Consider the following 16,576-nt stretch of genomic DNA (forward strand, 5'->3'; position numbering starts at 1 on the left):
CACCTTACGCGAGGTGGGTTTCAAACGTCCGTTCTTTTTCTACTTTTTCGATGAGTTCATCAAGCAGACGAATGACTTCTACAGACGCTTGTTCTAATTCGATTAATTGCGCTTCGGCACCCTTTATATCGCCTTTCGCGTACGCTTCAGCAGCTTGTTTTGCTGCAACGTGAACGCGTTCGTGCGGTGCGTTTAACTTTTCATACGCTGGCGTGCCTTGCAGTTGTTTTTTCGTCTGTTCATCAAAATACCATTTGCCTAATCGGCATTGATGGTGAGACGCGACATCTTCAGGTCGCACCGTTTCATAACCGACGATCATATTGTAAATGCGCCATTTCCATAATAAATGGTCGGTTTTTGCTAAATGCAATAACGCTTTCGCAGATAGTTTCACGCTATTTTCATTCACCATATTTAAACGGAACCGGTCGATTGCTTTACTTAACGCATGCACTGTGCCTCCTGTTTTTTCACCAAGTTCGCGCACGTATTCCGTCAGTGAAGCAATGGATGACATACGCGTCGCGATTTCATCGACGGCAGCGGCTTGCTCTTCAGCGACAGCGGCGTTCGTATTTGTACTGTCTTGAATTTCTCCCATAACCGATACAATTTCTTGTAAAAGCGGCATCGCTTCTTGCGCTTGATGAACGGCTTGGCGAATCGTTGTTGACGTTGAATAAATGGCTGATGATACTTCAGAGGAAATGGTGCGCAACTCTCCGACATTTCGCTGCACTTCGCCGAGCGACTGCACCGTATGATCGGCAAGCTTGCGAATTTCTTCTGCGACGACCGAAAACCCTTTTCCGTATTCCCCAGCACGTGCAGCTTCAATCGATGCATTTAACGCTAACAAATTCGTTTGATCTGCAATGCCGTTAACGAGTTGCATCACTTTTTCAATCGCGCTTAAATGTTGTTGTAAATGTTCAAAACGGTCAACCATTTTCGTAAATTGTTCCGACGTTTCAATAATTTCTCCGAACGCTTCCGTCATCATTTGTTGTCCTTTTTCTGCCCGTTCAACGGATGTGGTCGTTTTTTCAGCGATCACTGTCGCCGCATGAGCTACTTCCGACACCGCCGTCGTCATTTCTTCCGTCGCCGCCGTCACCATTTGCACATCGCTATTTTGTTGATCGAGCGCTTGCAGCAAATCTTTAATAAACATAATTTCGGCATTTTGTTCCATCAGTTCAGCTGTGCCGCTTGCGATCTGCTCCATCATCGTTTCCGTATACACTTCCACGAGCAGCTGTTGCTCAATATTAATCGCCCGCTGCAACGTCTCCATGAGCGTTAAACACCGTTTCGGTGCAAGCGCTGCTCTCGCTAACAACGTCGTTAAAACGAAGAAATTGAATTGGTTAAACGCAACGATGAGCTTCCCAACGTTCACTTTTTCTTTACGCAACAAATGGAAAAAGCGAAGCGATTCATCGACGTACGCGCGGTTTCGTTCCATCGTAAAAAAGGCGTTCAAATATGCTTCGATGCGGGCTTCCGTAATCGTTTTTGCCGCTTCTGGCTGCACTTGTTTTAGCCCTTCATGAAAGAGACGAACCATTTCTTGTTTATGTGGAGCGATAAGTTCATTAATTTGTTTTAACTTTTCGAAATCTTCTGTTGTAAAACGGTTGTACGATAACGTGTCAACAAATCGTCCGTGAAACGAATAGTCTGTCCCTTGTTCAAGCAATTCGTTTAACGACGGACGAAGGCGTTTAAATAACATGCTATTCACCTCTTTAGCTGTCTTGACATATAAGTCTATTGTACTACATTGCTTTACCGCATGTCATTATTTATCGGTAAGGTAATATAAAACGTTGTACCCACACCAACTTCGCTTTCAACATCAATGCGCCCACGATGTTCTTCAATAATTTTATAGCTGACCATTAAGCCAAGCCCCGTTCCGCGCTCTTTCGTCGTATAAAACGGCTCGCCTAATTTTTTAATTTTATCTTTCGGAATGCCGCAACCTTGATCACGAATGGCGATGCGTATATCATCTCCGACATGCTGAACGGAGACGGTAATCGTTCCGCCGTTTGGCATCACCTCAATCGCGTTTTTTAATATGTTAATAAACACTTGTTTTAATTGTTTCGGCTCGCAATATATACGCGGCACTTGCTCGTACGTTGCTTCAATTTGAATGTTATGCATCGTCGCTTGCACGCTTAGTAAATCGACGGTTTCTTGCATAATTTTTGCCACGTCGCCCCGTTCATAATGAACAGCTTGCGGCTTTGCCAATACGAGAAATTCGGTAATAATCGACTCAATGCGCTTTAATTCCGACATAATGACGTGAAAGTACATATTATATTGCTCGCAACCGTTGCCTATGCTTCCTTGTAATAGTTGGATAAATCCTTTTAACGCCGTCATCGGATTGCGAATTTCATGGGCGATGCCTGCCGCCAGTTGACCGACGACGCTTAACGTATCAGACTTACGTAATTGCTCTTCCATTTCTTTTTTCTCCGTGATATCGCGTACCATCATCAGCCCGACATGTTCAATAATGTTCGGTTTAAACGACAGTTCAACAATTTTTTTCTTTCCTTCGCCGTCTGTAATCGTAAACTCTTCTTCTTCCTTCCCATTGTTTACCCATTTTTGAAATTTGTTTAATTCGTTGCTTCCGATAAAAGCATGCATACATTTTGTAACGAGCTGTTCTTTTGAAAGAGCGAAAATGCGGCACGCCACCGGATTGGCATCAAAAATGCGCTGTTTGTCGTCAATTAACACAATGCCATCCATCGCATGATTAAAGACGTTGCGAAACTTTTGTTCTTGTTCGCGCAACTGTTTTTCCATTTTCCGACGTTCGCTCACATTGCGAAAAATCGTTAAATGATAGCCGTTAATGACCCCTTTTTTCGACGTAAATTCAAGCTGTTTTTTTTCGCCGTTCGGCATATGAAATGTCAATTCGTCACGAATTTCTCCATCGCGGAAAAATTGCCGTAACACGTGACGTACTTTTTCATCTTTTGCATCAATAAACTGCATTAAATTCGCATGAACGAGATCGTGAAGCGGCAATTCAAACGTTCGGCTTGCGGCAGGGTTGGCGCGCAAAATATTTCCGAAATCGTCACAAATTAAAATCGCTTCATGGGCTTGTTCAAAAATGGCGCGAAATCGCTCTTCACTCCGTTGCAAGTTCATTTCCATATTTCGTTTTTCAGTCACGTTGCGCATAATCGCCATAAAAAAGCCGCTATGTACGTTCGTTGTTAACGTTAGCTCAAACAACTTTTGCATGCCGTCTCCTAAAATAAACGGCAATTCGCTCGATACAGTCCCGTTTCGTTTTAACGTCACTAACAGTTGGTCGAATAAATCGTGATACTCCATTGGAATAAATGTTTGGATTGATAATTTAAATAGTTCTTCTTTTGTAATGTTGACGCTTGTGCAAAAGGAAGGATTCGCATCAATAAATCGCCCTTGTCCATCGAAAATGACAATGCTATCGCCAGCACGATTAAACAAATCTTTAAATAACGTTTCATTAATTGTTCGTTCACGCTCAAGCGCTTTTTTTGAGGTAATATCGCGGATCATATATAAATCAAACGGTTGCTTTTTATGACGGCGCATAAATAGTTGCACATGCTTCATTTCGCCATCTGCCAAGCGAATGACCATTTCATCATCGTATGTGCCAAATTTATGCAACATTTGTTTTTGAAAATGAAAAATATGTTCCGGGACGAGATATACGTATTCATGAAAATTTTTTTGCAACAGCTGTTCACGCGACGTGCGAAATAAACGGCACGCCGCCTCGTTCACATCCACGAACGTCCCGTCATCTTTTACTAATACAATTGCATCCGTCACTTGTTGTAAAATGAAATCGTACTGACTTATTCGCTCATCGATCGCTTCCTTTTCTTGTTTCGAAAGCTGAACAAATCGCGAATCTTCCATCATACCTTTCAAACTCAAACGCGTTCCCTCCCCACAAACTCCCTCTCTATATGTATATGGTTATGATGTATATTCGCCCGATGTTTTTTTATTCCTTCTTAAAATTCCGAAAATTTTACTAATCTTATCGGGATTAAGAAAAGCGCAAAGCGCCCGCCTATCGGCGAAGAGCGCATAAACCCCACCGAGGAGAGCTCAAACCAAGCGGTCGCTTGTTTCTGCGTGGGTAATATCACTGAAGTATCTCAATGTGTCGCCGCCGAAAGAAGGGGTGAAGCGACTCGAGACGATGGCGCTTACATCCTAAATATGGAATTCCATACTTTCTTATCTTTTAAAAAAGAGCAGCTCACATTTGCTGCTCAACGATCGGTAATAACGATATATGTGGCTTTCACTGGTCCGTGCACACCGACAACTAAATTCATTTCAATATCTGCCGAGTTGCTTGGGCCTGTAATAAAGTTAATGCATGACGGGACGTGTTTCTCTCGAATGATGCGCGCTGCTTGCGTCATACGTGGAACGATCGTACTTTTCGGAATAAGCGCCACGTACGTTGTTGGCAAAAAGCTAATCGTTCTCCCTTGATTTTGATTGTTTAATAACACAACTGTCCCTGATTCCGCTAACGTCATATCACTCCATGTGATGCCGATGTTTGCTCGTTCTGCCGCTTCAATGTTGTCTCGTCCACGTGTAGCGTCCCATACGTACACATCTTCCCGCTTTAAAAAAGAAGATAGTCCAAACTGTTCGTAGCGCTCATCGTTAGCGATGACGATCGGACCGCCGCCATGCGCATAAATGACTTGTTCGACCGTGTCATAAAGCTCAGCGCTGTTTGTTTCAACGAGCGTCGTATGAATGCGCATGCATTGGTGTTTCAACACATCAAGCAGCTCGTCTTGGCTATATCCTTGAAACACGGTTTGTTGCGGTGCATGTTTCCACTGTGGGCGCTCAACAGACGTGCGGACGTCGCGTCCGAGACGGGAGGCAATCCGTTGTAAAAAAGCTTCCATCATTCATTCCCCCTTTGTTTTAGCCAGTCGCGGAACCGTTCTTTTTCTGGTGCTGGAAATTCGCGAATGTCCGTCCACGCTTTTAACGGTCCTGGACCTTTGGAAATGCGGTCGTTTACTGTAAACGGACTCATCGCATTCGGTGCGACTTTCGAACCGAGTTTATACAACAGCGACGACGCCGCACCTAATCCGAACGCTTTCATCGCCAATTTTTCCGAAATCGGCGCTTTTCCTTCCCGTTCGACAATCGTTTGGCGGTGTTTTAACAACAGTTCATGAAGCGGAATTTTTACCGGACATGCTTCCGTACAAGCGGCGCATAACGTTGATGCGTACGGCAATTCTTTATAATCGTCATAGCCGCCAAGAAGCGGCGACAACACCGCCCCGATCGGACCTGAATAAATGGAACCGTACGAATGACCGCCAATATGGCGATATACCGGACAAACGTTGACGCAAGCGGCGCAACGAATGCATTGCAACACCGGCTGAAATTCCGTTCCTAATATGTCGGAACGTCCGTTGTCGACGATGACGAGATGAAATTCTTCTGGACCGTCCACTTCTCCTTCTTCTCGCGGGCCAGTTAACACGGTAATGTAACTCGTCAATTTTTGCCCGACCGCACTTCTTGTTAGTAAACTAACGAGCACTTCCATTTCTTCAAACGTCGGTACGATCCGCTCCATTCCCATGACTGTAATTTGCGTTTTCGGCAATGCGGTGACTAAATCGGCGTTTCCTTCGTTCGTCACAAGCGTGATTGAACCGGATTCGGCAATGGCGAAATTGCAGCCGGTAATGCCGACGTCTGCCGTCATATATTCGTGGCGAAGCATATGGCGCGCATGAAGCGCCAGCTCTTCCGGCTTTTCCGTTTTCGTATACGCCAGCTTTTCTTGAAATACGTCGCGAATTTGTTCTTTATTTTTATGAAGCGCAGGCGCAACGATGTGCGACGGTGGATCGTGGTCATCGACTTGCAAAATGTATTCGCCAAGGTCGGTTTCAATGACTTCACAGCCGAGCTTCTCTAGCGCAGCGTTCATATGAATTTCTTCCGTCACCATCGATTTCGATTTCACAATTTTTTTCGCTTGTTTGCTTGCAACGACGCGACAAATGTAGTCGTTCGCTTCTTCCGCCGTTTGCGCAAAAAAGACGTGTCCGCCGCGTTTTTTTACGTTTTCGCTCAGTTGCATTAAATAATAATCTAAGTTTTCGAGCGTATGTTGACGAATTTCTTCTCCGAGCGCGCGCCATTCTTCCCAGTTGCCGAGCTCTTCGGCCGCTTCGAGCCGGCGCGTGCGCAACCGCTCTTGTGCTCCAGCAACCGCGCCGCGCATAAACGTATTATGAATCCCTTTTTCTACTCGCTCGTGAAATTCTCCCATGTTAATTTTCATTGCCATATCCAATCCCCCCTATCGACTATTCAGCACTTCGGCAATATGCATGACGCGAATCGGCTCCCCTTTTCGTTCAATGCGCCCGCCGATGTTCATTAAACAGCCACAATCAGCACCGATTAAATAATCGGCTTCGACTTGTTCGATACATTGAATTTTTTCATCGACCATTTGTTCTGAAATCGGCCCCATTTTTACGGAAAACGTGCCGCCAAATCCACAGCAATTGTGCGCGTTCGGCAACGGAACGACTTCAAGCCCTTTGACGTGTTGCAATAACGTAAGTGGTGCGTCTTTGACGCCAAGTAAGCGCGTCATATGGCATGATGTATGATACGTCGCTTTTCCTTCTAAGCGCGCCCCGACGTCTTCGATTTTCAACACATCGACGATAAATTGCGTCAGTTCATACGTTTTATTAGCGACGTGTTGTGCTCGTTCTTCCCATTCACTGTCGCCTTTAAAAATGTGCGGATATTCTTTAAACATCGTTGCACATGAACCGGATGGCGTAACGATATATTCGGCATGTTCAAACGTACGAATCATATGTTTCATCGCTTCTTTCGCTTCTTTTACATAGCCGCTATTGTAGGCCGGCTGTCCACAGCACGTTTGCGCCTCTGGAAAATGAATGGTACAGCCGAGCCGTTCTAACAACTCTACTGTCGCTTTGCCAACATTGACGTGAAATAAATCCACCAAACATGTAACAAATAATGTGACGTTCATTCCCGATCCCCTCTCTAAGAAAACGTTTTCTTTTTTTCACTTTACATCTCATTGCCAAATTAGTCAACCGGTCATCTGATGAGTAAGCACGGAGGGAGAACCTCCATTATGAAGATATGTAGCTAGCAAGCACTTTTTCAACATGCCCTAAATGTTCTTTCATTCGTTCTTGGGCTAGTTCAATGTGTTGGTCGCGAATCGCTTCAAAAATGGCGATATGATCTTCAAGGAGTTGTTCGGTCGTCGCTTGTTTGGCAAACAGCCAAATGCGGCGCGTTTCTCGCATCGTCTCCATCATCATACCCGATACGTTGTTCATTAAGCTGACTAACAATGGATTTTTCGTTGCCGCCGCAATCGCCATATGAAATAAAAAGTCGGCTTTTTCCCCAAGCTCTTCATCGCCAATCGCTTCACGCATTTGTGTCAGAGCGCTTTGCATCGCACGCAAATCTTCTTCCGTTCGCTTTCTAGCTGCCACCCCTGCAGCACCGACTTCAAGCAGTTTGCGCACTTCAAGTAAATGAGCGACATCTTCTTTATTCATAAGCACAGCCGCAGAAATCGGGAACGACAACATCGCTGGATCAAACTCGCGCACGTACGTCCCTTCCCCTTGCTTCATTTCGATCAGCCCCATCGCTCGAAGCGCTGTCAACGCTTCACGAATAGCTGCGCGCCCAACTTGAAAGTTTTCGGCGAGCTGTTGAACGGAATCGAGTTTATCTCCGGGCTTTAACTGTCCTGTTTGAATCATATGTAAAATCGCTTCTGCTACTTCTTCATATATTTTTTTCGGTTTAATTTGCTTATACACTTTGTCCACCCCATCATCTCTTGTTTGCTCCCCCATACAAATAGAATGTCATATCATATTTTTCTACAAAATAACTGTGAAAAATTTTTAAATATTCATATTGAAAAATGGTTACGCTTACATTATGATATACTCATCAGATGATTGTATGACCTTATGATGAGGGGATAAGGAATGACATCATCACAATGAAACAAAGGGGGATGAATATGTTATCATTTATCGCACTATTGCCAATTTTAACAGTTTTCTTATTTCTTGTTGTATTGAAGTGGCCAGCGAGTCGTGCCATGCCCGTCGCACTCGTTGTCACTGCGGCAATCGCCCTATTCGTTTGGGGGACGAAAATGAATGTCGTCGCCGCCGCCAGCGTAAACGGTATAAAGACAGCCATTGAAATTATGTTTATCGTATTCGGAGCCGTATTGCTTTTAAATACGGTCAAAGAAAGCGGTGCGATCGAAACGATTCGTCAAGGATTCATTCACATTTCGCCAGACCGCCGCATTCAAGCGATCATTATCGCCTGGTTGTTCGGTTCGTTTATTGAAGGTGCGGCAGGATTCGGTACGCCAGCGGCAATCGCTGCCCCGCTTCTTGTGGCAATCGGCTTTCCTGCGATGGCTGCTGTATTAGTTGCACTAATTATTCAAAGCACGCCTGTGTCGTTCGGAGCAATCGGAACACCTATTCTCGTCGGGGTCAATACAGGGCTTGCGAATCAAGAATCGGTCATGAAAGCAATTGGAAATATGGAATTTACCGATTACTTATTACAAATTGCCGCCAACGTCGGCATCATTCACGCCTTAGTCGGAACGTTTATTCCGCTTATTATGGTCGGTATGCTCACGCGCTTTTTCGGCAAAAATCGTTCGTTCCGTGAAGGATTGCGCGTATGGAAGTTTGCGATGCTTGCCGGCTTTGCGTTCACTGTTCCGTATGCGATCATCGCGAACGTGCTCGGACCGGAGTTTCCTTCATTGCTCGGTTCACTCATTGGTCTTATGATCGTCGTCCCAGCCGCAAAAGCCGGACTATTTATGCCGAAAGATACGTTTGATTTTGAACATCGTCACGCATGGGAACAAGAGTGGATCGGTCGTTTAAACAACGAACAAACGAACATCGGGCAAGGAAAAAAGCGCATTTCGCTTTTAAACGCTTGGTTTCCGTACGTGTTAGTTGCGATTTTGCTTGTCATTACGCGCACCGTCGCTGAAGTAAAAGCGTTTTTAACAGGAGAAAGCGTCACGATTTTCATCGACAACGTATTTAACTCCGGCATTGCGATTAAATCGACACCACTTTATTTGCCGGGTACGATTTTCGTCATCGTTTCGCTCGTCACGTACGTGTTACATCGCATGGATGCGAAAAGCTACAAAAAAGCGTTTAGCGATTCGTTTAAAACAGCATTAAGCGCAGGGTCCGCACTCATTTTCGCCGTGCCGATGATCAACATTTTCATTAATACGAAAACAGATGAGCTTGCGAGCATGCCGCTCGTTTTAGCCGAAGGTGTATCACATATCGCCGGTTCCTCATGGCCGGTCGTTGCGCCGCTCATCGGTGCGCTCGGAGCGTTTATCGCGGGAAGTAACACATTCAGCAATATGATGTTCTCGCTTTTCCAATTCGGTACAGCAGAAAGCATCGGCTTATCGGCTTCAGGTGCTGCTGTTGTCGTCGCCCTACAAGCGGTTGGCGGCGCAGCTGGAAATATGATTTGTGTTCATAACGTCGTCGCCGCTTCCGCCACAGTCGGGCTCATCGGTCAAGAAGGAAGCTTAATTCGCAAAGCGCTCATTCCGATGACGTATTACATTTTAGCTGCTGGCATGCTCGGCATGGGCTTGATCGTCGGTGGCTTCAACATATGGTTTATCCTTTATGCCGTTGTCGTTGTCGCATTCATTTTGTTTATGGCATCAAACCGCGGGAAAACGAAACGAGCAGAAAACCAAATATCTGCGTAATACACAAAGGTGCCTTGCCGGGCACCTTTTTTCCTTCCCTTCCTATATGGTATAATAATTCGTCGCAACCTATATATGAAAGGGTCGTTTGCCGTGCATATTATTTGTACAACGTTAAATGCCAAATATATTCATACAAACTTAGCCATTCGCTATTTAAAAGCATACGCTCAACCGGAATTTGATGTCGAGCTTGTCGAATATACGATTAAAGACCCGGTGTTAAATATCGTCACCGATTTATACCGTCGCAAACCTGACGTCATCGGGTTTAGCTGTTACATTTGGAACATCGAACAGACGATTGAAGTCGTGCAATTGCTGAAAAAGGTGCATCCGACCGTCACGATCGTCGTCGGTGGGCCAGAAGTGTCATACGACGTCGCTTATTGGCTTGAGCGTGTGCCGGAATTTGATTACATCGTTATCGGCGAAGGCGAAGAAACGTTTAAACAGCTTCTCACCGCGCTTGAACGCGGTGAAGATGTCGCCAATATCGCCGGAATCGCATATCATCAAAACGGAAAAGCAGTCATCAACCCGCAACGAAATAAAATCAACTTAGCGAACATGCCGTCGCCGTTTCGCTTTCCAGAAGATATACCGCATTTATCGAAACGCGTCACGTACGTCGAAACGAGTCGCGGCTGTCCGTTTAGCTGTCAATTTTGTTTATCGTCCATTGAAGTCGGCGTCCGTTACTTTGATCGGGAAAAAATAAAGGAAGATTTACGTTATTTAATGAAACATGGGGCAAAAGTCATTAAATTTGTCGATCGCACGTTTAACATTAGCCGCAGCTATGCGATGGATATGTTCCAATTTTTAATTGACGAGCACGTCCCCGGCGTCGTCTTTCAATTTGAAATTACTGCCGACATTATGCGCCCAGAAGTCATTCAGTTTTTAAACGAACAGGCGCCATCGGGACTATTTCGCTTTGAAATTGGGGTGCAATCGACAAACGATGAAGTAAACAAGCTCGTCATGCGAAAACAAAATTTCGAAAAACTCACCCGCACCGTGACGATGGTGAAACAAGGCGGAAAAATCGCGCAACATCTCGATTTAATTGCCGGACTTCCGGAAGAAGATTACACATCGTTTCGCAAAACGTTTAACGACGTGTTTGCTCTTCGCCCGGAAGAATTGCAGCTCGGCTTTTTAAAAATGTTGCGCGGCACAGGCTTGCGCCATAAGGCGAACGAGTACGGTTACGTCTTTATGGACCGCGCGCCGTATGAAATTTTACGAAATAACGTCTTGTCGTTTCATGACATCATTCGCTTAAAACAAGTCGAAGATGTGCTTGAAAAATATTGGAACGATCATCGCATGGATGAGACGATCGAATATATCGTCACCCATCTGTTTGACACGCCGTTTGACTTTTTCCAATCGTTCGGCACATATTGGGATGAACAAGGTTGGGCGCGCATCGGTCACCAGCTTGAAGATTTATTCCGCCGCCTCTATTCGTTTTTACAAACGATCGACATAAACGACTTGCCGATCGTTGAGGCGCTCATGAAATACGACTATTTGCGCAATCAAAAACAAAAACCGCGCAAACCGTGGTGGGACGAAAAAACGGACAAACATGTACGCGCGCATGTATACGAACAATTGTCAAAACAACCGCATCTTCTTTCATTAACGGAAAAAGAGCTATTTAAACATACGGTCGTTGAAATGATCCCGTTCGACTTACCGCATTATTTACAAACGAAACACGTCCGCCGATGCGACATGGCAATGATCGTATACTTCAACCAAACGACGATGAAAGCGGAGACGTATTTTTTGGAAGTGGACACGAATTGACAAAGCGTTTATTGAAGTTTTATAATTTCAACTATAAGGAAGATTTAAGTTGCGAGAAGGACATCATCCGGAGATGTTCCTTGCTAGAGAAGATAGCTGTCGAATGTTCGAAATTCGATAGCTTAGAGATGATGTAAAAAGCGCTAGCATGAGGAGCTAGCGCTTTTAGTCGTATTAGGGGGGAGAAGGATGTGAAAAGAATCATGGTTTTTATTGATGGAAATAATTTCGAAAGCGCTGTTACGAATCTTTTCAGCGGAAATTATCAGCGGATTGACTATGGAAAATTAGCTCATTATATAGCTGACATAAGAAACGGTCATCTACAAAGGTTATATTACTATACGGCTATGAGTAGTCACGATAAATCGAAGGCAGCCGCAACAAAAAAGTTTATTGATACATTAAACAAGCATGTCCCTTACTGCATTGCAAAAGCTGGCTATCTTAAATATGTCGGTCAAGATGGGAGCGGAAAAGACATTTATATTGAAAAAGGCACAGATGTAAATATAGCCGTTGATTTAGTGTCTTTAGCTTATCATCACGCCTACGACGAAGCCATTTTGTTAAGCGCAGATACGGATTATGAACCTGCTATTCGGGTCGTACAACAACTAGGGAAAAATGTCGTAGCCTGTCTCGTTGATCAACAAAAAGCTGGATATTTAAAAGATTTATGTGATGACCACTTTTTTCTAAAGAAAGAAGACTTTGAACATGTACAACGATAATCGGGCTGCTTTCGTGTATACGTAAGCAGCCCTTTCTCTATAGCTACATAGTCCGAACCTATGTAGCCTCCACTTTATACTATGCAATTATTTCATAAATATACTTTACTCATTTTTCTTTTCCTTTTTCGCCTCTTCGATTAGCTCCATCACTTTATGCGCATTGATGTCGCCTTGTTCTTGCCCGAATTCTTCCTTTAGTATGTCGCTTGGAATTGGGATGGTTTTGCCTGCTTGTTTGTTTTTCATTTCCCTTGCCGCCCTTTTTTCGAATTGCGATTGGCGCCGCGGCTCATATCTTCTCCACCAGCATATTGCGCTTCAAATTCGTCTTTCGGCATGCTTTCTGTCGGTGTTTGGTTGTTCGTTTTTGCCGCATCACGTGTTACTTTTCGCTTCATGATCGTTCACCTCGTTCGTCTGTTTGTTCTTTTTTGTATGCGATGAGTATGATGTTTTCGCCTGTTTGTTGGCGAAGTTGTCGTTCAAATTGTTGCACTTGGGCGATGTCGCGTTCATGCAACTGCGCAATTGGAAAACGCATGTGAATCCCCCCTCATGAGTAATGTCATGCAAAGCGACATATTTTATACGCCATTTAGCCACATTAATAACGAGGTGAGGACAATGGAAAAAGAAATCGAATCGCCAATTTTCGATGAAACGCAACCGCATCAAATCCATGCCCCTTCGTTTAAAGGAACGGGCATTCGCATGCAGCCACCGTTTGTCAATACACACGGGGTCGTTATCGGCGACAGCCAATACAATTCGCCAAACTCCCCGCTCAACGAGTGGAGCGATGAAACCGACCCAAGCGTGATGGCAGGTGATGAATGGGTGCACCCGACAAACGACATCGGCTGGAATACGGCAGAAAACCGCGCCTTACTCGAAGAAAAACGGAGCGAACTAGCACCGTTTACCCATCCAGATAAAGACGTCGGATACGGGGCGGATTAAAGCTATTTCCCACCTGTAAACGAAATACCTTTGATAAAGTAGCGATTGAAAAATGCATAAATGACTAATACAGGCATCGTAAACACCATTGACGCCGCCATAATGTAGTTCCAATAGCTAATGTATTGTCCTTTAAAGCTATTTAACCCTAACGGCAACGTGAACAGTTGCGGATCGGATAAAATGATAAGCGGACGCATAAAGTCGTTCCACGAACCCATAAAGACGAAAATGGCTTGCGCGGCGAGCGCTGGTCGAGCGAGCGGCAGCACGATGCGGAAAAACGTACCGATGCGGCTTAACCCATCTAACGCTGCCGCTTCTTCTAATTCTTTCGGGAAATTGATGAAAAACTGACGCATCATAAAAATAAATGTCGCGTTAATCATGGCTGGCACAATCATGCCTTGATAAGAGTTCAACCAACCGAGCTGCTTTAAAATTAAATAGTTTGGAATCATCGTCACTTGCGCTGGAATCATTAACACTGCCAAAATGATCATAAAAATCGTTTGTTTTCCTCGAAAATGAAGACGAGCAAGCGCATAACCAGCCATCGAGTTAAACATTAAATTCAAAATCGTCACCGTTACCGCAATGATGACGCTATTCATAAACCAACGCGGGAAAAGCTCTTGTTCGACAAAAATTTGTTTATAATTATCAAGTGTAAAGTCTTTCGGAATAAAACTGATCGAACCACTAACAATTTCTTCAAGCGTTTTAAACGATGACGAAAGCGCCCATAAAAATGGAATCATCGTCACGATCGCATATAATACGAGAATCGTATATAATAATGCTTTACCTAATCGCATGTTCTTCCCTCCTTAATAAAGCGACTCTTCTTTTGAAAATTTCCGCTGCAGCCACGTCGCAAGTAAAATGACGATCGCTAACGCAAACGCCAACGCTGCCGCATAGCCCATCGTTCCGAGCGATTTAAATGCATATTGATAAATAAGTAGAACGACCGTTAACGTTGCATTGTTTGGACCACCTGAACCTCCAGAGAAAATGTATGACTGGTCAAACAATTGGAACGTACCGATTAAGCCCATAATGACGACAAACGATGTGACAGGTTTTAAATATGGCACCGTAACATACCAAAACTTATGCCAAGCGTTCGCCCCGTCTAGCTCTGCCGCTTCGTATAACGAATCCGGAATGTCTTGCAGTGCGGCTAAATAAATGACCATAAAAAACGGTGCCGTTGACCAAATGTTCATAATCATAATGGCGTTTAACGCGACAGATGGATCGCCAAGCCAGTTGTACGTCGGCAAACCGAAAAACTCGAGCACGTGATTGACAAGCCCGTTTTGGTTGTACATCCACATAAAAATAAGCGTCAATACAGCCGATGACGTTAATGTCGGCAAAAAGTAGACGATGCGGAAAAACTTTTCCCCTTTCAAGCCCGCATTCAGCGTTGCGGCTAAAACGAGCGCTAACATCGTTTGTGTCGGCACGACGATCACCACATATTTGACCGTATTCCAAAGCGCAATTTTTGCTCGTGTATCGTCTAATATACGTGTAAAGTTATCGAATCCGACAAACTGAAAACTTGCTGTTCCTAATAGTTGTACTTTATGAAACGATAAATAAATCGCAAATAAAATCGGACCGATGACAAATAAAAGAAGGACAAATAACGTTGGTGACAATAACGTATATGCTGTGCCTGCTTCTTTCCATCGCTTACGACTAAACATATGTTCATCTCCTTTACGTCGTGCTATTCGCCTCTTTCAAGTGAAGATTGTGTAACACTTCACTTGAAAGAAGGGAACAGCGAGGGGAACATCCCCTCGGCCGTTACTTCGCTTCAATTTCTTTGTTCGCAATGTCTTGCGCTTTTTTAAGCGCTTCGTCAAGCGGTTGCTCACCTAAAAAGGCGCTGACAAATTGGTTGTTAAAGTTGTTCATAATAATTGGCAAGTTCGTGCCGTTTTGCCATACAGTCGCATACGGTGCCCCTGCAACAAGCGCGGCGCGCAATTCATCTTTGTCGTATCCTAATTCTGACGCAACCGATTTACGTGTTGGCAACGCAAACCCTTTACTTGTCCAAATTTTCATTCCTTCTTTTCCTGTCAAAAATGAAATGAGTTTCCATGCTGCTTCTTTCTTTTGTGAATCTTTGTTCATGACGTACGCTACTGTATAAGCCATCGTTCCTTTTTTGCCGTCAATCGTTGGCACTTCTGCGGTGCCGAACTCCGTATTCGGGAACGTTTCTTGGAGGAATGGAATCGCCCAGTTTCCTTCAATGACCATCGCTGCTTTTTGTTGACCGAACATTTCGCCGCCCCAGCCGGCACCAACTTCGCTCGGTTGTGCGGCTGATTTATCTTTTAAGCGCATATCGACAATCGGTTGCAGCGCTTCAACAACTTTCGGATCGGCAAAGCTTGCTTTATTGTCTGTCACGACTTTGCCGCCTTTTGATTCCGCAATGTAGTATAAGCGCGCTAATTCTGGCGCGACACCAAACCCGTACACTTCTGTTCCTTTTGTTAATGTTTTCGCCGCTTCACGTAATTCATCCCACGTTTTTGGTACGTCAAGCCCTGCTTCTGCAAACATTTTTTTGTTATAGAAAAGCGCTAACGTCGAATAGTCTTTCGGGAAGCCGTATATTTTGCCGTCTGGACCTTTAAATGCGTCAAGAAGCGGCTTTTCAAAATCATCGATGTCAAAATCGTCTGTTACATAGTCATCTAATGGCTCTAACACGCCTGTTTCAATCATCGCTGGCGCTTCAAACGCATCTAAATAAAATACGTCTGGACCTTCGCCGCCAATTAAGCGCGTTTTAATGACGTCCATATATTGATCGGAAATGACTTCATGTTTTACTTTAATGTTCGGATATTTTTTCTCAAATTCATCTAACGTTTGTTTCAACAATTTTTGCTCCATTGGGTTGCCGCCCCAACCGGCAAGCGTCACTTCAACCGTTTCTTCTTTCGTGTCACTTTTGTTTTCGTTTTTCGCTGTTTTCTCTTCACCACCACATCCGGCTAAAACGCTTCCAAAAAGCATTGTCGACATACCGACGGCAAACCATGTTTTCTTGTTCATCATATAAGACCCCTTTCTTATTGAATGTTATATG

16 protein-coding genes are annotated in these 16,576 nt (G+C 44.3%); 4 read left to right on the plus strand and 12 right to left on the minus strand.

What is annotated here, in order from left to right; genetic code table 11:
* Window positions 1-4: 4 nt before the first annotated feature.
* The 6 genes from ASC42_RS02000 to ASC42_RS02025 form a co-directional block, all read right to left on the minus strand.
* The gene (locus ASC42_RS02000; RefSeq protein ID WP_055440325.1) at window positions 5-1,741 is read right to left on the minus strand and encodes a methyl-accepting chemotaxis protein; all 1,737 of its coding nucleotides are present in this window, start codon (window positions 1,739-1,741) and stop codon (window positions 5-7) included.
* Window positions 1,742-1,794: 53 nt separating this feature from the next.
* On the minus strand, window positions 1,795-3,963 hold the full coding sequence (locus ASC42_RS02005; RefSeq protein WP_055440394.1) for a PAS domain-containing sensor histidine kinase: 2,169 nt from the start codon (window positions 3,961-3,963) through the stop codon (window positions 1,795-1,797).
* A 359-nt stretch (window positions 3,964-4,322) separates the two neighbouring features.
* Window positions 4,323-4,985: a LutC/YkgG family protein gene (locus ASC42_RS02010; RefSeq protein ID WP_055440326.1), complete on the minus strand. Its 663-nt coding sequence runs from the start codon at window positions 4,983-4,985 to the stop codon at window positions 4,323-4,325.
* Window positions 4,985-6,403, minus strand: a complete 1,419-nt coding sequence (locus tag ASC42_RS02015) for a LutB/LldF family L-lactate oxidation iron-sulfur protein (RefSeq protein WP_055440327.1) — start codon at window positions 6,401-6,403, stop codon at window positions 4,985-4,987. Before ASC42_RS02015 ends, ASC42_RS02010 begins: the two co-directional genes overlap by 1 nt.
* 12 nt (window positions 6,404-6,415) lie before the next feature.
* Window positions 6,416-7,132, minus strand: coding sequence for a (Fe-S)-binding protein (locus ASC42_RS02020; protein WP_055440328.1), 717 nt, complete (start codon window positions 7,130-7,132; stop codon window positions 6,416-6,418).
* Window positions 7,133-7,238: 106 nt separating this feature from the next.
* The gene (locus ASC42_RS02025) at window positions 7,239-7,985 is read right to left on the minus strand and encodes a FadR/GntR family transcriptional regulator (protein ID WP_055440329.1); all 747 of its coding nucleotides are present in this window, start codon (window positions 7,983-7,985) and stop codon (window positions 7,239-7,241) included.
* A gap of 167 nt (window positions 7,986-8,152) precedes the next feature.
* On the opposite strand from ASC42_RS02025, the gene ASC42_RS02030 reads away from it, so the two are divergent.
* The 3 genes from ASC42_RS02030 to ASC42_RS02040 all read left to right on the plus strand — a co-directional run bounded on the left by ASC42_RS02030 (window position 8,153) and on the right by ASC42_RS02040 (window position 12,486).
* The gene (locus ASC42_RS02030) at window positions 8,153-9,928 is read left to right on the plus strand and encodes an L-lactate permease (RefSeq protein WP_055440330.1); all 1,776 of its coding nucleotides are present in this window, start codon (window positions 8,153-8,155) and stop codon (window positions 9,926-9,928) included.
* A 93-nt stretch (window positions 9,929-10,021) separates the two neighbouring features.
* Window positions 10,022-11,752: a B12-binding domain-containing radical SAM protein gene (locus ASC42_RS02035; protein WP_055440331.1), complete on the plus strand. Its 1,731-nt coding sequence runs from the start codon at window positions 10,022-10,024 to the stop codon at window positions 11,750-11,752.
* 191 nt (window positions 11,753-11,943) lie between these two features.
* Window positions 11,944-12,486 carry a LabA-like NYN domain-containing protein gene (locus ASC42_RS02040; RefSeq protein ID WP_009362505.1) on the plus strand — a complete coding sequence of 181 codons (543 nt, stop codon included), beginning with the start codon at window positions 11,944-11,946 and terminating at the stop codon, window positions 12,484-12,486.
* A 105-nt stretch (window positions 12,487-12,591) separates the two neighbouring features.
* Here the strand turns inward: ASC42_RS02040 and ASC42_RS13965 are convergent, their stop codons facing one another.
* From ASC42_RS13965 to ASC42_RS13975, 3 genes are read right to left on the minus strand one after another with little or no spacing between them, the layout of a single operon-like run.
* Window positions 12,592-12,735: a hypothetical protein gene (locus ASC42_RS13965; protein WP_167338084.1), complete on the minus strand. Its 144-nt coding sequence runs from the start codon at window positions 12,733-12,735 to the stop codon at window positions 12,592-12,594.
* Entirely contained in the window at window positions 12,732-12,887 is a 156-nt protein-coding gene (locus tag ASC42_RS13970; protein ID WP_032100646.1) for a hypothetical protein, read from the minus strand. The genes ASC42_RS13965 and ASC42_RS13970 overlap by 4 nt, the downstream gene beginning before the upstream one ends.
* The gene (locus ASC42_RS13975; RefSeq protein ID WP_167338085.1) at window positions 12,884-13,030 is read right to left on the minus strand and encodes a hypothetical protein; all 147 of its coding nucleotides are present in this window, start codon (window positions 13,028-13,030) and stop codon (window positions 12,884-12,886) included. Before ASC42_RS13975 ends, ASC42_RS13970 begins: the two co-directional genes overlap by 4 nt.
* A gap of 83 nt (window positions 13,031-13,113) precedes the next feature.
* Between ASC42_RS13975 and ASC42_RS02050 the strand changes: the two genes are divergently transcribed.
* Window positions 13,114-13,449, plus strand: coding sequence for a DUF3905 domain-containing protein (locus ASC42_RS02050; RefSeq protein WP_055440332.1), 336 nt, complete (start codon window positions 13,114-13,116; stop codon window positions 13,447-13,449).
* A 2-nt stretch (window positions 13,450-13,451) separates the two neighbouring features.
* On the opposite strand, the gene ASC42_RS02055 is transcribed toward ASC42_RS02050, so the two are convergent.
* The 3 genes from ASC42_RS02055 to ASC42_RS02065 form a co-directional block, all read right to left on the minus strand.
* The gene (locus ASC42_RS02055) at window positions 13,452-14,267 is read right to left on the minus strand and encodes a carbohydrate ABC transporter permease (protein ID WP_055440333.1); all 816 of its coding nucleotides are present in this window, start codon (window positions 14,265-14,267) and stop codon (window positions 13,452-13,454) included.
* 12 nt (window positions 14,268-14,279) lie between these two features.
* Window positions 14,280-15,170 carry a carbohydrate ABC transporter permease gene (locus ASC42_RS02060; protein ID WP_055440334.1) on the minus strand — a complete coding sequence of 297 codons (891 nt, stop codon included), beginning with the start codon at window positions 15,168-15,170 and terminating at the stop codon, window positions 14,280-14,282.
* Between the two features lie 103 nt (window positions 15,171-15,273).
* Window positions 15,274-16,542 carry an ABC transporter substrate-binding protein gene (locus ASC42_RS02065; protein WP_055440395.1) on the minus strand — a complete coding sequence of 423 codons (1,269 nt, stop codon included), beginning with the start codon at window positions 16,540-16,542 and terminating at the stop codon, window positions 15,274-15,276.
* Window positions 16,543-16,576: the final 34 nt, after the last annotated feature.

This window comes from Anoxybacillus suryakundensis, assembly GCF_001418025.1.
Taxonomy (GTDB): Bacteria; Bacillota; Bacilli; order Bacillales; family Anoxybacillaceae; genus Anoxybacillus; species Anoxybacillus tengchongensis.